The 14,836-nt window shown below is 74.1% G+C and carries 13 protein-coding genes; 12 read left to right on the forward strand and 1 reads right to left on the reverse strand.

The window, feature by feature from the left end:
* The first annotated feature begins 63 nt into the window (after positions 1 to 63).
* The 9 genes from ACPU2J_RS18905 to ACPU2J_RS18945 are packed head-to-tail and all read left to right on the forward strand — an operon-like array spanning position 64 to position 10,548.
* A complete protein-coding gene (locus tag ACPU2J_RS18905; RefSeq protein ID WP_423833685.1) occupies positions 64 to 1,113 on the forward strand; it encodes a methyltransferase in 1,050 nt (349 codons plus the stop codon).
* A complete protein-coding gene (locus ACPU2J_RS18910; protein WP_361592656.1) occupies positions 1,106 to 1,993 on the forward strand; it encodes an ABC transporter ATP-binding protein in 888 nt (295 codons plus the stop codon). Before ACPU2J_RS18905 ends, ACPU2J_RS18910 begins: the two co-directional genes overlap by 8 nt.
* Positions 1,990 to 3,213, forward strand: coding sequence for an ABC transporter permease (locus ACPU2J_RS18915; RefSeq protein ID WP_399816410.1), 1,224 nt, complete (start codon positions 1,990 to 1,992; stop codon positions 3,211 to 3,213). The genes ACPU2J_RS18910 and ACPU2J_RS18915 overlap by 4 nt, the downstream gene beginning before the upstream one ends.
* Positions 3,210 to 5,045 carry an ABC transporter ATP-binding protein gene (locus ACPU2J_RS18920; RefSeq protein WP_420080039.1) on the forward strand — a complete coding sequence of 612 codons (1,836 nt, stop codon included), beginning with the start codon at positions 3,210 to 3,212 and terminating at the stop codon, positions 5,043 to 5,045. Before ACPU2J_RS18915 ends, ACPU2J_RS18920 begins: the two co-directional genes overlap by 4 nt.
* Positions 5,042 to 6,004 (forward strand): LLM class flavin-dependent oxidoreductase, encoded by a 963-nt coding sequence (locus tag ACPU2J_RS18925; RefSeq protein WP_401169869.1) that lies wholly within the window; start codon positions 5,042 to 5,044, stop codon positions 6,002 to 6,004. Before ACPU2J_RS18920 ends, ACPU2J_RS18925 begins: the two co-directional genes overlap by 4 nt.
* A complete protein-coding gene (locus ACPU2J_RS18930; RefSeq protein ID WP_420080038.1) occupies positions 6,001 to 6,729 on the forward strand; it encodes a flavoprotein in 729 nt (242 codons plus the stop codon). The genes ACPU2J_RS18925 and ACPU2J_RS18930 overlap by 4 nt, the downstream gene beginning before the upstream one ends.
* Complete coding sequence (locus ACPU2J_RS18935; protein WP_423833686.1) at positions 6,726 to 7,688, forward strand: hypothetical protein; 963 nt, start codon at positions 6,726 to 6,728, stop codon at positions 7,686 to 7,688. Before ACPU2J_RS18930 ends, ACPU2J_RS18935 begins: the two co-directional genes overlap by 4 nt.
* A complete protein-coding gene (locus ACPU2J_RS18940; RefSeq protein ID WP_423833687.1) occupies positions 7,688 to 10,216 on the forward strand; it encodes an insulinase family protein in 2,529 nt (842 codons plus the stop codon). The genes ACPU2J_RS18935 and ACPU2J_RS18940 overlap by 1 nt, the downstream gene beginning before the upstream one ends.
* Complete coding sequence (locus tag ACPU2J_RS18945) at positions 10,213 to 10,548, forward strand: hypothetical protein (RefSeq protein WP_420080035.1); 336 nt, start codon at positions 10,213 to 10,215, stop codon at positions 10,546 to 10,548. Before ACPU2J_RS18940 ends, ACPU2J_RS18945 begins: the two co-directional genes overlap by 4 nt.
* A gap of 39 nt (positions 10,549 to 10,587) precedes the next feature.
* On the opposite strand, the gene ACPU2J_RS18950 is transcribed toward ACPU2J_RS18945, so the two are convergent.
* Positions 10,588 to 11,472, reverse strand: coding sequence for a helix-turn-helix transcriptional regulator (locus ACPU2J_RS18950; RefSeq protein ID WP_420080034.1), 885 nt, complete (start codon positions 11,470 to 11,472; stop codon positions 10,588 to 10,590).
* Positions 11,473 to 12,275: 803 nt separating this feature from the next.
* On the opposite strand from ACPU2J_RS18950, the gene ACPU2J_RS18955 reads away from it, so the two are divergent.
* From ACPU2J_RS18955 to ACPU2J_RS18965, 3 genes are all read left to right on the forward strand, one after another.
* Positions 12,276 to 12,794, forward strand: coding sequence for a hypothetical protein (locus ACPU2J_RS18955; RefSeq protein ID WP_420080033.1), 519 nt, complete (start codon positions 12,276 to 12,278; stop codon positions 12,792 to 12,794).
* 210 nt (positions 12,795 to 13,004) lie between these two features.
* Entirely contained in the window at positions 13,005 to 14,237 is a 1,233-nt protein-coding gene (locus ACPU2J_RS18960) for a serine hydrolase domain-containing protein (protein WP_423833688.1), read from the forward strand.
* A gap of 81 nt (positions 14,238 to 14,318) precedes the next feature.
* Complete coding sequence (locus ACPU2J_RS18965) at positions 14,319 to 14,825, forward strand: GNAT family N-acetyltransferase (RefSeq protein ID WP_365496913.1); 507 nt, start codon at positions 14,319 to 14,321, stop codon at positions 14,823 to 14,825.
* Positions 14,826 to 14,836: the final 11 nt, after the last annotated feature.

The following is a 14,836-nucleotide window of genomic DNA, read 5'->3' on the forward strand; positions in this document are numbered from 1 at the left end:
CGCCCCACTTCCGGGCCCCGTGCCCATCGACCCCCTCACCTCCACAACGGGAAGCCCAGGCGAATGACCGACAACAGCGCACACACCCAGACCCTCCTCGACATGTCCGACCTCCTCAAGCCCAACGCCGTCCGCGTGGCCGCCACCCTCGGCATCGCCGACCTGGTGGCTGAGGGAGGCGGCACCGCCGCGGCGCTGGCCAAACGGGCCGGCGCGCACCCCGAGGTGTTCGCGAAGCTCCTGCGCTACCTCGTGGAACTGGGGCTGTTCACGGTCGACGCCGACGGCGTCCACGCCCTCACCGACCTCTCCCGCCCCCTGCTGCGCACCAACGAGCCGAGCCTCGCCCAGTACCTCAGCATGGAGGGCCTGTTCGGTCGGGTCTCCCTCGGACTGGTGGGGCTGCTGCACACCGTGCGGACCGGCGAGGCCTCCCACGCAGCCGTGTTCGGCCGCGACTACTGGGACGAGATCAACACCGACCCGGTCTACGTCAGAGCCCTGGAGGCCGAGGGGCCGACCGAGGCCGGCTGGGACGCCGACGCCGTCATCCGCGCGTACGACTGGTCGGCGGTCCGCAGCGTCGCCGACGTCGGCGGCAACAACGGCACCCTGCTCATCGAGCTGCTGCGCGCCCACCCGCACCTGCGGGGCACCGTCATCGACCTGCCCAACGTCGCGGGGATCGCCGCCCGCCGCATCGAGGAGGCGGGCCTGGCCGACCGCGGCACCGCCGTCGCCGCCAGCTTCTTCGAGGAACTGCCCGGGGGACACGACGTCTACCTGCTGTCGGGGATCCTCGCCGACTGGAGCGACGAGAAGTCCGTGGCCATCCTGCGCCGCGTCGCCGAGGCCGCCGGCCCCGACGGGCGGGTGCTCCTCGCCGAGATCAACCTGCCGGAGATGGGCACGGGCCTGGCCGCCGCCGACGCCGCGCTGCGCGTCGCCGCCACCGTCCCGGTCCCCGCCCGGACCGTGGAGGCCGTCAAGGACCTGGCCGAGCGGGCCGGTCTCACCCCGACCTGGCAGGGTCCGGTCACCCCGGTGCGGTCCGTCATCGAGTTCTCCCCGGCCGTCGCCGGGGACCGCGTCCTGGAGGTGGCCAGTGCTTGAGTTCGACGCTCTCACCAAGGGGTTCGGCGACAAGAAGGTCCTGCGCGGACTGTCCTTCCAGGTCCGCCCCGGTGAGCTGTACGGGTTCTGCGGAGCCAACGGCGCCGGCAAGACCACCGCCATGCGCATCGCGCTCGGCATGCTGGCCGCCGACACCGGCGAGGTCCGCTTCGAGGGCCGCCCCGTCGACAGCGCAGGCCGCCGCCTCATCGGCTACATGCCCGAGGAGCGGGGCCTGTACGGCAAGATGCGCCCCCGCGACCAGCTCGTCTACTTCGCCCGGCTCAGCGGCATGGGGGCCCGTGAGGCCAGGACCCGGGCCGACGAGTGGATCGAGCGCCTCGGGGTCAAGATGGGCCCCAAGGACGTGCTGGACAAGCTGTCGCTGGGCAATCAGCAGAAGGTCCAGCTGATCGCCGCCCTGATCCACCGCCCGGGTGTGCTGATCCTGGACGAGCCGTTCTCCGGCCTCGACCCGGTCGCCTCCGACGCGATGGCGCAGGCGCTGACCGAGTTCACCCGCGACGGCGTCCCCGTCGTCTTCTCCAGCCACCAGCTCGACCTGGTGGAGCGGCTGTGCGACCGGGTGGGCATCGTCCGCGACGGCGCCCTGGTCGCCGAGGGGACGGTGGAGGAACTGCGCGGCAGGAACACCCGTCGCCTGGAGATCGCCCTGGAGGGCGCCCCGGCCGGGTGGGCGTCGGCCGTTGCCGGCACCCGCGTCGTCGAGACGCGCCACGACCGCTACACGCTGGAGGTCGAGGAGCAGGTCCCCGTACGGGAGATCCTCTCGGCCGCCCAGACCCACGGCGACATCGTCCACTTCGCCTGGCGCGAGTCGTCCCTGACCGAAATCTTCCGCGAGGCGGTGGCAGCATGAACCGGAACACCCCGCACGGGCCGCTCACCCTCGTCGGCCTCGTCGCATGGCGCGAGATCGTCACGCAGTTCCAGCGCAAGGAACTGTGGGCCTCCCTCGTCATGATGATCCTGGTGTTCTGCGGTGCCCTCGGGCTGCAGAAGGTCTTCACCGGCGCCGCGGACCGTCCGGTCCTCGCCGTCGTCGGTGAACACCGGGACCTGACCGAATCGCTGCGCGCGCAGACCGCCGGGGCATCCGGCGACGGTGGCGCGCGCGGCGTGGAGGTCGTCTCCTACGAGAACGAGGCGGACGCGGAGGCCGCCGTACGGGCGGAGAAGGCCGACGCCGCGCTGGTCGGCGACGGCCGGGTCCTGGTCCGCGAGAAGCTGCCCGAGCCGCTGGCCGGCCCGCTGTACGAGGCCCACCGCACGGCGCAGACCACCGAACGGCTGCGGGACGGCGGACTGACCGACCCCGCCATCGCCCGGGCCCTGGCCGTACAGCCGCTGACCGTGTCCGCGCTCGACCCGGACGCGGACCGTACGACCGAGCGGACGATGACCGCCGCGATCGGCGTGATGGCCCTGTTCTTCCTGACCTTCATGTTCGGCCAGGGCATCGCCCAGGGCGTCCTGGAGGAGAAGTCCAGCCGCATCGTGGAAGTGCTGCTGGCCAAGGTGCACGCCTGGCAGCTGCTGGCCGGCAAGGTGCTCGGCATCGGGCTCGTGGCGTTCGTGCAGATCAGCGCCATGGCGGCGGGCGGTGTCACGGTCGCCATCGCCGCCGACCTGGTGGACGCGCCGGCCGACGCGATCGGTACCAGCGTGTCCGTGGTGCTCTGGTTCATCCCCGGCTTCCTGGGCTTCGCCGCCCTGTGGGCCGTCGCGGGGGCCCTGGCCTCCCGGGCCGAGGACCTCCAGCACGCGGCCGGCCCGGTCAGCATGCTCCAGACCCTGAGCCTGATGGCCGCGCTGGCCCCCTTCACCGGGATCAGCGACACCCTCACCCGGGTGCTCTCCCTCGTGCCGGGCCTGTCCTCGGCCGTCATGCCGGTCCGGATGGCGAGCGAGAACGTGCCGTGGTGGGAGGTCGCCCTGGCCGCCGTCCTGCTGCTCGGTTCGATCGCCGCGCTGCTGCGCGTCGGCGGCCGGATCTACATCGGCGGCCTGCTCCAGCACGGAGGCATCGTCAAGGCCCGGACCGCCCTGCGCAACGCCCGACTGGGGGGAATGTCATGACCGTCACCACCACGACCGAGGCGGCCGACGAACGCGCCGCCGACTCCTGGGACGGCGAACTGCGCATCCTGCGCGAGCTGTTCCGGCCCGGCAACCGGCTCCAGATGGCCGTGATCGCCCTGCTCGCGGCGGTCTCCGCCGCCGCCACCCTCGCCCTGCCGCTGGTCGTCGCCGAGCTGGTCCAGCAGGTCCAGCAGGGCCGGGGACTCACCCGGGCCGCCCTGCTGATGATCGGCACCGGACTGGGCTCCGCCCTGGCGGGCGCGCTCGCCGCGTTCCTGCTGTCCCGCCTCGGCGAGCAGCTCGTCCGCCGGCTGCGCATCACCACGATGCGGCGCGGCCTGGCCATGCGGCTGTCCGACGCCAAGACGGTGGGCAGCGGCGACCTCGCCACCCGGCTGACCGCCGACGCCATGCAGCTCAAGGGGGCCATCAACATCGGGCCGATCCAGCTCCCGATGGCCGCGATCACCCTGCTCGGCACCATCGTCATCATGGGCGTCCTGGACTGGGTGCTGCTGCTGATCACCCTCGCCGGATTCGTGTGCGCCCTGGCCATCGTCGCCGTCGTGATCCGCGGGCTGCGGCGCACGTACCAGAACATGCAGGACGACATCGGCACGCTGACCCACCAGTTCATCACCGCGCTCGACGCCCTCGTCGTCATCAAGGCGTACCGGGCGGAGGAGCGGGTCGGCCGCACCCTGGACGGTCACGCCCGGCGGCTGGAGAAGCTCGGCGTCGACGCGGCGCGCATGGAGTCGCTGGTCGTCCCCGTGATCAACCTGGGCCAGCAGATCGCCCTGCTGACCGTGCTGCTCGGCGGCGGCGCCCGGCTCGTCTCCGGTGACCTCGCCCTCCCCGACTTCGTCGCCTTCCTCCTCTACCTGCTCCAGCTCACCGCTCCGCTGATCATGGCGGCCTCCGGTGCCGCGCAGATCCAGGCCGGGCTCACCTCCCGGCAGCGGTTCAACGACGTCTTCGCCCTGCCGGTGGAGGACCTGGCGCCCGGCACGGCGGAGCGGGCCCGGACCGCGGGAGGCCGGAACACCCCCGGTCCGGCCCCCGCCGTCCGCTTCGAGGACGTGACCTTCGGCTACGGCGACGAACCCGTCCTGCGTGGCGTGGACTTCGAGGTGCCCGCCCAGGGTCTGACGGCCGTCGTCGGTCTCTCCGGCGCCGGCAAGTCCACCGCGCTCGCCCTCATCGAACGGTTCATGGAGCCGCAGTCGGGCCGTGTTCACCTGTTCGGCGAGGAGGCCGCGAGCCTGCCGCTGAACGAGCTGCGCGGCCGGATCGCCTTCGTCGACCAGGCGTTCACCCTGCTCGGCGACACCGTACGGGCCAACCTGAGCCTGGGCCTGGCCGCCGTACCGACCGACGAGGAGCTGTACGCGGCACTCGCCGCGGTCGGCCTCGACGCCCCCGTCCGGGCGCTGCCCGACGGCCTGGACACCGTCCTCGGCGGCGCCAACGACCTCTCCGGCGGTCAGCGTCAGCGGGTCGCCCTGGCCCGCGCGGTGCTGGCGGACAGCAGCCTGGTCCTCCTCGACGAGCCGTCCTCGCAACTCGACAGCGTCAACGAGCAGCGGCTGCGGCAGATCGTCGACACCCTCGCCGAGGACCGTGCGGTCCTGGTGGTGGCGCACCGCCTGTCCACCGTCCGGCACGCGGCGAAGGTCGTCGTCATGGACCGCGGCCGGGTCATCGCCGAGGGCACGCACGACGAACTGCTCGACTCCAGCCCCGCCTACATCGAACTGGTCAGCGCCCAGTTGCTCAGCGGCGCCGCCACCCCGGCGGCCCGGTCCACGAAGGAAGTCACGGCATGACCAAGTACTCGATCATGATGCCGTTCATGCCGACCCGGCACGAGCAGGCGCTCCCGCTGGCCGCGCTGGTCGCCTCCGGCGCCGCGGACCGGCTGTGGCAGGGCCAGGCCCTGATGGCCGAGCCGTACCAGACCTTCACGTACGCGGCGGCCTCCGGATTCCGGATCCCGGTCGGCACGGCGGTCACGCTGATGCCCTTCCGGCACCCGATCGAGGCCGCGCTCCAGGCCAAGTCCCTCGCGGTGACCACCGGCCACCCGGTGGTCGCGGGCATCGGACCGGGCGCGGCGATCCTCCAGAAGAACGTGCTGGGCGCGCCCTACCGCAGCCAGCTGGGCGCGGTGCGCGAGTACTTCACCATCATGGGCGGCCTGCTGGCCGGCCGCGAGGTCGAACTGCGGGGCGAGTACTTCGACTGCCGCATCGGGCTGCCGTCCCTCCCGGGACCGCGCGTCGAGCTCGGCGCCGGCGTGCTGCGGCCGAAGATGGCCCGGCTGGCCGGCGAGGTGGCGGACGTGGCCATCACGTGGCTGACCCCGCCGAAGTACCTGCGGGACGTCATCGTTCCCGAGCTCCGGGCCGGGGCCGAGGCCGCGGGCCGGCCGATGCCGCGCCTGGTGGCGATGGTGCCGGTGGCGCTGACCGCGCCCGACCGGGACCCGGCGAAGCTGGTCCTGGCCGGCAACACCGGCCACCTGTCGATGCCGCACTACCAGGACATGCTGCGCCGCTCGGGCATCGACGTCGACCAGCCCGACCCGATGTCCGTCGCGAAGGCCGTGATCGAGGGCGGCGCGTTCGTCCACGGTGACATCAGCGAGGTGCGGGACCGGCTCGTGGAGTACGCGGCGGTGGGCGTCGACGAGATCGCGCTGAACCTGACCGGTGTGTGCCAGGTGGAGGGGCTGCCCTCCGCGCTGGCGGACCTGCGGGCGATGCTGCCGGAGCTGACGCGGTGAGCGCGGGTACGCAGGCCGTCGCGACCCCGGTCGCGCCGGCCCCGGCGGCCGTTACGGCGGCTGTTACGGCGGCGGGCGCCGCGCAGGCCGCCCCCGGGTCCGCGGCCGCCGCACCGGAGCCCGCGCTGGGGATCTCGCGGCTGCTGCTCGTGGTGACCGGGGCCGTGGCTGCCGCCGAACTGCCTTACTGGCTGGGCTGGTTGCGCAGCACGTATCCGAATCTGGAGCTGCGGATCGGGGTGACGGCGAGCGCCGAACGGTTCGTCAGCCGGGTCACGCTCGCCGGGCACAGCGGCGCCGAGGTCCTGCCGGACCGCTGGGCCGAGGACGAGGTGCACGCGCGGCACGTGCTGTGGACCGAGTGGGCCGAGGCCGTGGTCGTCGCCCCCGCCACCCTGCACTTCATGGCGCGCCTGGCCCTCGGGCTGGCCGACAGCCCCGCGCTGCTGGCCGCGCAGTGCACCACCGCCCCGGTGGTGCTGCTGCCCGCGCTGCCGCCGGGCGGGCTGCACAGCGCCGCCTACCGGGCCCATCACGCGGCGCTGGCCGCCCGGCCCAACGTGGCCGTGCTGCCGCCGCGGCCCGGGCTCTCCATGACCACGGGCCGCGAGGACGCCTGGGCGCCCGCGCCGCTGCCGGACGCGCTCGCGATGGTCGAGCAGCGCCGCCGCGAACTGGCCGCCGCCGTGTCCGTGCCCCTCCCGCCGTCGGTGAGCACGCTGTGACCACCGCCACCGCCACCGCCACCGCCGTCAGGGAGGTCGCCGAGGACGTCGGCGGCGGTCCGGTCCGCTTCGGGACCGGGCTGCTGCGCACGACCGTCCACGGCGGCCTGTGGATCCGCGAGCCCGGACCGCTCGCCCCCGCCGGCTTCCACCCGCTCCCGACCCGGCTTCCCGAAACCCCCCGGACCCCGGGCGTGCGCCTGGTCTACGGGGAGGAGCTGCCCGGCGGCGCGCGCGCCTACCGCGGCCTGTCCGGGGACGAGTCCGTGGCCGGCCACCTGCTGCGGCACGGCCCGCACCCCGGGCTGCGCCCGGCCCTGCACGCCCTCGGCCGCGCCCTCGCCGCCCTGCACACCGCCCCGGTCCCGGCGCCCGTCCCGGCCCGCGGGCCGGCCGCGGCCGCCGCCTCGCGCGGCTGGGCCCGGCTCGACGCGTGGCTCGCCGGCCGCGCGCCGGAGGTCTGGGCCGCGCAGGCCGCGTCCGTACTGCGCGAGCGGCTCGGCCCCGAGCGCTGGCACCGGCTGCGCGACTGGACCGCCGAACTCGCCGCCGACCCGGCCCTCGTCGTCTCCCACGGCGCGCCCGGCCTCGGCTCGCTCGTCGCCGCCCCCGCGTCCGACCCCGCCGCCGACGGCCCCGTGGAGCTGCTGGCCGGCGAGGACCTGTGCCTCGCCCCCTGGTACTCCGACGTGGGCTGGGCCGTCGGCGAGCTCACCGAGCTCGCCTGGCAGCTCGGCGGCGACAGCCACGCCTGGCAGTCCCTCGTCGACGCCGTCGAGGAGGGGTACGGGCGCCCCCTCGGCCCGCTGCGCCCGCGGCTGGCGGCCCTGCGCATCGCCCTGCACCTGCACGACTACACCGCCTACGTCGGCTGGCAGCCGGAGACCGTCGAACGCTTCGCCGGCTTCCTCGGCTACCTCACCGGCTTCGGCGGTCCCACCGCACCAGGAGACCACTGATGCACCGGTTCACCCTGCCCAACGGGCTCCGGGTGGTGCTCGCCCCCTCCCACGGCCATCCCCGGGTGGCGGTGGCCGTGCACTACGGGGTCGGATTCCGGTCCGAACCCCCCGGCCGCGAGGGCTTCGCGCACCTCTTCGAGCACCTCATGTTCCAGGGCAGCGCCCAGCTGGCCGGGGGCGAGTTCTACGACCGGATCCACCGGCTCGGCGGATCCGCGAACGGCACCACGCACCAGGACTACACGGACTACTACCAGGCCGTGCCCGCCTCCGCCCTCGACGGGGCGCTGTTCGCCGAAGCCGACCGGATGCGGGCGCCGCTCTTCACCGAGGAGGCCCTCGCGGAGCAGCTGGAGGGAGTCGCCCTGGAGATCCGCGGGACGACCGTGGAGCGCCCGTACGGCGGCTTCCCCTGGCCGCTGCTGCCCGCCGTGCTCTACCGCTCGTACGCCAACGCGCACGACGGGTACGGGGACGCGGAGCGGCTGCGCGCGGCGACCGTCGCCGACTGTCGGGCCTTCTTCGCCGAGCACTACGCGCCCGGCAACGCCGTGCTGACGCTCGTCGGCGGGTTCGACGCGGCCGAGGCCCGCGCTCTGGTCGAGCGGCACTTCGGGGACATCCCGGGGCGGCCCGTGCCCGCCCGCCCGGACCTGCACGAGCGGGCACCGGAGGCGGACCGGTGGGCGTACGGCACCGAACCGGGCGTGTCCGCGACCGCCGTGGCGCTCGGCCACCGGCTGCCGGACCCCGCCCGCGACCTGGCCGGGTACCTCGCGCACACCGTGCTGGCCCGGCTGCTGCGCTCCACCGGCGCGCAGGGCGCTGGCGGTCCCGTGGAGACGAGCTGCGGCTTCTTCGGGCCGCTCGACGCCCTGGCCCCCGAAACCCTGGTGGTCACCGGTCTGCTGCCGCCGGACACCCCGCCCGAGCGGTTCGTGGAACGGGTCGACGCGGGGCTGGCGCACTGGGCGGAGCCGGGGTCGCCGGGCCACGGCGAGGCGGTCCGCACGGCCGTCCGCGACCTGGCCCTGGACCACGTGCGCCGCCACGACGACCTGCAGACCCGGGCCCGCGCGCTGGGCCGGCTGGAGCTGCTCTTCGGCCGCCCCGGGCTCCTCGCCGAGCTGCCGGACCTGCTGGCCGATGTCGGCCCCGCCGAAGTGGCCGGGGCGGCAAGGGCATTGCTCGGGTCCGCGCGGGCCGTGCTGGTGCTGACGCCGGGCCCGGAGCGCACGCGCCCGGCGCCGTACGAGGCCCCGGCCGTCCCGGTCCGGTCCGCGCGCGCCACCGGCGAGCCGGTGGTGCCCGCGTGGGCCGAGACCCTCACCCCGGCCGGCACCCGCGTGCTCTGCTACCGGGACGGGCGGACCCCGCTCGCCGAGCTGCGGATCAAGGCACCGCTCGGTCCGGACGGCTGGCGGGCCCCGGGCCGGGTCCGGCGGCTGGCGTACGAGGCCCAGCTGCGGGCGGGCGCCGCCTGGCGGGCCACGGGACACTTCGGCACCGTCCAGGTGACCACGGACGACCAGTGGCTGGAAGTGAGCGGTCACGCGCCGGCCGAGCGGGCCGGGGACTGGCTGCGTACGGTCGTCAAAACGGTCCTGGCCGCCGGTACGGGCGGGGCGGGCGCCCCGCACGGGTCCGCGCAGGCGGCTCTGCCGGCCGCTCCGGCCGCGACCGCGCTCCAGCGGGCCGCCGACGCCGCACTGCGTTCGCGGCTGCTCCCGGCGGCGGGCGACGCCGCCGCACTGCCCGGACCCGCGGGCGCCGTCGTCGTGGTGACGGGTCCCGGCGACCCGGACGCCACGGTCGCCCTCGTGACCCGTACCCTCGCCGGGTGGAGCGCCGCCGACGCCGTCACCCCCGAGGGAGCGGCTCCGGGGCCCGGAGACGCCTACGGGGAGGACACCGTGCTGACGCTGCGACGGCCGGGTGCCGCCGAGGCGCACGTGACCCTCTGCACGCCCGCGGCGATGAGCACCGCGACCGAGGCCGCGGACTACCTGGCCACGGCCGCGCTGGGCGGCTGGTTCGGCTCCCGGCTGGCCGTCGACCGCACCCCGGGCCTGACCGTGGTCATCGGCCGCGACGCGGTCGCCGCGGGCCACCGGGCCTACCTCCGGGCCTGGTACGAGGGCCCGCACCGGCCGCATACAGTAAGGGAGTTGCGCGAGCGGGTGCGCCGGATGGTGCGCGAGCCGTTCACGGCGGCCGAGACGGACGCCACGCGGATGTTCTGCGCGGGCCAGGTGCTGAGCGTGTTCGACACACAGGAGACCCTTGCGGACATGCTCTGTCAGACCGCCGCCTACGGGCACGACGCGACCTGGCTCATGCGCCTGCCCCGGGCGCTGCGCGAGGCCCCGCTCGCCGATGTCTCCCGGGCCGCTGTACGGATGTTCGCGGAGCGCCCGCTGACGGCCCTGGCCGTGCAGACGGACGCGACGGACCTGACGGGGACGGCCGACCCGGCGGACACGGACGAGGCGGCGCGGGCCCTGCCGGGCGGGCGGGCGGCATGACCGACGGTTCTCACCGGCCCGCCCCGCGGGACACCGGTGCGCTGACCTTCCTGCGCGTCCTGGTGATGCCGTCCCCGGCGGCGTTCTCCGGCGCCCCGGGCCACGAGCGGCCCGGGGCGCCGGAGACCACGGCGGTGCGGGTGTCGTCCCTGCTGCCGTCGGGATGGCGAGGAACGGTGCAGTTCTTCGCCGTCGGCTTCTCGCTCGCGGTCGTCCTGCCGCGGGCGACGGCCGCCGAGGCCGTCACCGAGGAGCTGCGAAGGCTGTGGCAGGACCCGGGGCTGGCCGGCTGGGAGTGGCTGCTCGACCCCGAGGACGCCCCGGGCCGCTGACGCGGCCGGGGGTCCCTGCCCCACGGGGTCCGGGGCCGGTCAGATCCAGCCGCGGTCGCGGGCCAGCAGCGCCGCCTGGAAGCGGTTGGCAGCGTCCAGCCGGCCCATGAGCGCGGCCACGTACTTGCGGTAGGTGCGGACGGACACGCCGACCTCGCGCGCGCCGATCTCGTCCTTGTCGACCATCTGCATGGTGGCGAGGATCTGCCGTTCCAGCTCGGACAGTCCGCCCTCGAGGCCCTCGCCCTCCGCAGGGCTGCCGACGACCTCGTCGAGTTCGCGGCTCTCGGCCCAGATCCGGTCGAAGAGCGAGATCATGCCGCCGACGAGACCCGGCTCGCGGACGGCGACCGCGCCCAGCGTCGAGTCGTTCGGGTCGATGGGCGCCAGTGCGGTCTGCCGGTCGAAGATCAGCAGCCGTTCGGCGGTCCGTTCCACGACCCGGATCCGTACCCCCTTGGTCGTGAGCTCCTGCAGGTAGGCGGCGGTGGCCAGGTCCGCGACGGCGCCGCTCTCCACGATGGTGCGCATCGCGACCCCGCGCCGCAGCAGCTGCTCGGTCAGCGGCCGGGCGGCGGCGATGTTGTCCTTCGTCATGGGGCCGCCCGGCTGGGTGGCGAGCAGTTCCGTCCGGCAGAAGAACGACAGCTCGTCGAGTTTCTCGCGGACTTTGACCAGGCCTTCGAGCCGTTCGATGAGCGGCGCGTCGGTCTGGGCGTCGCCGTACGGGCCCCCGTTGTCGAATTCCTGTTCGCGCAGCAGGGATTCGAGCAGGTCCCGGGTCTCCGAGACGTGCCGCATTTCTTCGTGGAGGGCCTTGAGTCGCCGCTCGACGAGCCGGGCGACCACCGTGCTCGGCGCGACCGGCCGGTAGGCGTCCGTCCCGTCCGCGGTGGCCATGCCCATGGCCACGAGCGTGTTCAACACGGATTCCACGGCCTCGGCGTCGTCACGGCCGAGGTGTACCGCCAGGGTGTGGGGCGTGGCCCGTGTACAGCGCAACAGGCCTCTGTATGCCTGCTCTTGCTTTTCCTCTACTCCGAGCCGACCCAAATGGTGATGCATGTGATCCCCCCGCATCGCTTTCACCTGGGCTTCTGGTCAAGCCCAGGCAAAATCGGATGATAGTGCGGTGATCGTTCCACGGCTATGCTCTCGGCTTTCGGCCAGCCTTTTCACGCCACGGTTCCGCCCCCGACCGATGCGCGCCCGGAAAGGACCCGGCCGGCAGGAACTCGGAAGTGAGTCCCGGGGGGGAAAGCACCCGCATCCGCCTACGGGCTGGCGGAGATGGCGCATCCTGCGGTGGCGTACCACGGCCGCCGGGCTCTGCCGGAAGTGGTCGCGGAGGGGCTGGAGTTAGCCTGGCAGGGCCGTTCGCCTACCCTGAAGGGGAACCAGTTCCACCGCGCCCGCCGGTGCGGTGACCGCGATCGGCGGCTCCTCCGGACCGGGAAAGACCACGGTGTTCTCTCTGATCCGGTGCTGCGGCGAGAGCGACGTGGGCAGCATCCGTCCCACAGGGCTCCCGGACGGGCCCGACACCGAGGCGGGCAACCGCGGCCTCGCCCTCTCCGGCAGCGAGCGCCGACGCCGCGCCAACGCCAGGGCGCTGCTGCCGGACGAGGTCACGGCCCATCCGGACGGGCCCGGCGGGATCGCCCCGCGCAGGACGGCCGAGCAGTCCGCCGAGAACGCCGGCCCCACCCGTACCGAAGGACCTGACCTTGAACGACGCAGACCGGAACCCGACCCCGATCGAGGACACCCGCTTCGGCGGCATCACCGTCCGCCAGGACGGCCAGCTCCGTCTGGAGGTCGACGGCGAGGGGATCCCCGCCGTGCTTCTGGAGCGGGACCCGGCCTCCGAGGCGGACGCGCAGATCGCCATCGGCACCCGCGACGCCGCCTTCCTCACCCTCCGGATCGACGGCCGGGAGGCGGAGCTGAAGCCGGCCAAGGCCGGTCTGAGCAGGCGGTCGTACCGGGTGGACGTGGAGTTCGAGGGGGTGCGCTACCGGCTCGTCCCGGACTCCGTCCCCAGCAGCAGGCTGACCCGCGACGGCGCGCACATCGGTGACTTCTCCTCCGACGGCGACGAGCTGGTCCTCGCGGAGTGGCGGGAGGGCGCGGAGGTCCGGCCGCTGGACGCGTCGGTCGGCTACGCGCTGGCCTCGGCGTTCGGCACCGGCGGCCAGCCCATGTGGATGATGATCGTGGACGGTGTGAGCAGCGCGCTGCCGTAGTCGCCGCCCGGTCCACGCGGGGCGGGGTGGCCGACCCCATGGCTTCCCCGGCGGAGGGTCCTCCCGGAGAGCGAACCCCGCCTCCTCGACGAGGCGGCGCGGGCCCGCCTCCTCGAGGGCTGACCCGCGTTCCGGGCCGGGTCGCCGGGCCCGGAGTGCGGCGTTAGCTTGGAATTCCGGGCCCCGTCCCGGTGCGCAAGGAGGCCGGACATGACGACACACCGGCGCGGTGCGGCCGTGGCCGCCGCGATCCTCCTGCTCCTCGCCTCGCCCCCGGCGGCCGGGGCGGCGTACGCGTCGGACGCGGCGGCCCCCGCCCGCGCGGCCGCGCAGGCCCCCGACCCCGCCCCCACCCCGGCGTCCGACGGGTTCGCGGAGCTGACCCCGGCCGTGGCGCGGGAGCTGGACGCCGCGATCCGGAAGGTGATGGCCGAGGCGAAGGTGCCCGGGGTGACCGTGGCCCTGTCGGCGCCCGGCAAGGGCGAGTACGTGCGCTCGTTCGGCGTCGCCGACAAGGCGACGGGCGCGCCCATGACACCCGGGCTGTACATGCGCATCGGCAGCGAGACGAAGACCTTCACGGTGACGGCGCTGCTCCAGCTGGTCGACGACGGGCTGGTGCGCCTGGACGACCCGATCGGAAAGTACGTCGACGGGGTGCCGGGCGGCGACCGGATCACCCTGCGCGAGCTGGCCGCCATGCGCAGCGGCCTCTTCAACTACTCCGAGGACGAGGACTTCTTCAAGGCGCTGACGAGCGATCCCCAGCGGCCCTTCACCCCGCGGCAGTTGCTCGACTACTCCTTCAAGCACCCGGTGCTGTTCCCGCCCGGTGAGGAGTTCTCCTACTGCAACACCAACCTGATCCTCCTCGGCCTGGTGGTGGAGAAGGTCACCGGCCGGCCCCTCGACGACTACGTCAACGACCGGGTCGTCGCCGAGGCCGGGCTGAAGCACACCCTGTTCCCCCGGGGCGCCGAGTTCCCCAGCCCGCACGCGCAGGGCTACACGGACCAGACGGCCACGGGGCGCACGGAGGTCTCCACCAACTGGAACCCCTCCTGGGCCTGGGCGGCGGGCGCGATGATCTCCGACCTGACCGACCTGCGCAGCTGGGCCAGGACGCTGGCGACCGGAACCCTGCTGGAGCCGGCCACCCAGGCGGAACGGCTCAAGGTGTACCCGTCGACCGTTCCGGGCGCCGGCTACGGACTGGGCATCTTCAACGTCCAGGGCTGGATCGGACACAACGGCTCGCTGCCCGGCTACGGCTCGCTGACCGTCTACCTGCCGCAGGCCCGGGCCACGATGGTCGTCCTGCTGAACACCGACATCGGCTACGAGGGCAACGAGCCCAGCACCCTCTTCGGCCGGGCCGTCACCGAGATCGTCTCCCCCGGCCACGTCTTCGACCTGCCCGCCCAGCCCGTTTCCGGACAGTGACCGCCACGGCCGCGAATTCCCGTCGTAGCGTTGGCCCTTCGCGGTGAGATCCGCCGCGTACGAGGACCAGGGGAGACGCACATGAACGGTCGGTCGGCACACGAGGGTCCGCACTCCGCGGTGGCGGTCCGCGTCGCGGGCGAGGCGGACGTCGACACGGCGGCCGCGCTCTTCCGCGGCTACCTGGACTTCTACGAGGTGGCGCCCGCGGACCCGGACGCCCCGCGCGCCTTCCTCGCGGAGCGCATCGCCAAGGACGAGTCGCTGGTCCTGCTCGCCGACGTGCCCGGCGCCGGGACGGTCGGCTTCGCGCAGGTCTACCGCACCTTCTCCTCCCTGTCGCTGAAGGCGGGCTGGGTCCTCAACGACCTGTACGTGGCGCCCTCCGGCCGCCGCACCGGCGCCGGGCGCGCCCTGCTGCACGAGGTGCTGCGCCGGGCCCGTGAGGCGGGTGTGGCGGGCGTTCAGCTGGAGACGGCGTACGACAACGCGGTCGCCCAGTCGCTGTACGAGAGCGAGGGGTTCGTCCGCGAGGAGTTCCACGTGTACTTCCACGACCTGGGCGCAGAGGATTCCGCAGGGGAGTGAAACACTTCCGG

This window comes from Streptomyces manipurensis (genome assembly GCF_049570255.1).
GTDB classification, from domain to species: domain Bacteria; phylum Actinomycetota; class Actinomycetes; order Streptomycetales; family Streptomycetaceae; genus Streptomyces; species Streptomyces manipurensis.

What these genes read in the sequence shown, in the direction of transcription:
- ACPU2J_RS18960 (WP_423833688.1), top strand. Translation starts at nt 13,005, where the DNA reads ATGACGACACACCGGCGCGGTGCGGCCGTGGCCGCCGCGATCCTCCTG.
- ACPU2J_RS18945 (WP_420080035.1), top strand. Translation starts at nt 10,213, where the DNA reads ATGACCGACGGTTCTCACCGGCCCGCCCCGCGGGACACCGGTGCGCTG.
- ACPU2J_RS18915 (WP_399816410.1), top strand. Translation starts at nt 1,990, where the DNA reads ATGAACCGGAACACCCCGCACGGGCCGCTCACCCTCGTCGGCCTCGTC.
- ACPU2J_RS18905 (WP_423833685.1), top strand. Translation starts at nt 64, where the DNA reads ATGACCGACAACAGCGCACACACCCAGACCCTCCTCGACATGTCCGAC.
- ACPU2J_RS18940 (WP_423833687.1), top strand. Translation starts at nt 7,688, where the DNA reads ATGCACCGGTTCACCCTGCCCAACGGGCTCCGGGTGGTGCTCGCCCCC.
- ACPU2J_RS18925 (WP_401169869.1), top strand. Translation starts at nt 5,042, where the DNA reads ATGACCAAGTACTCGATCATGATGCCGTTCATGCCGACCCGGCACGAG.
- ACPU2J_RS18965 (WP_365496913.1), top strand. Translation starts at nt 14,319, where the DNA reads ATGAACGGTCGGTCGGCACACGAGGGTCCGCACTCCGCGGTGGCGGTC.
- ACPU2J_RS18920 (WP_420080039.1), top strand. Translation starts at nt 3,210, where the DNA reads ATGACCGTCACCACCACGACCGAGGCGGCCGACGAACGCGCCGCCGAC.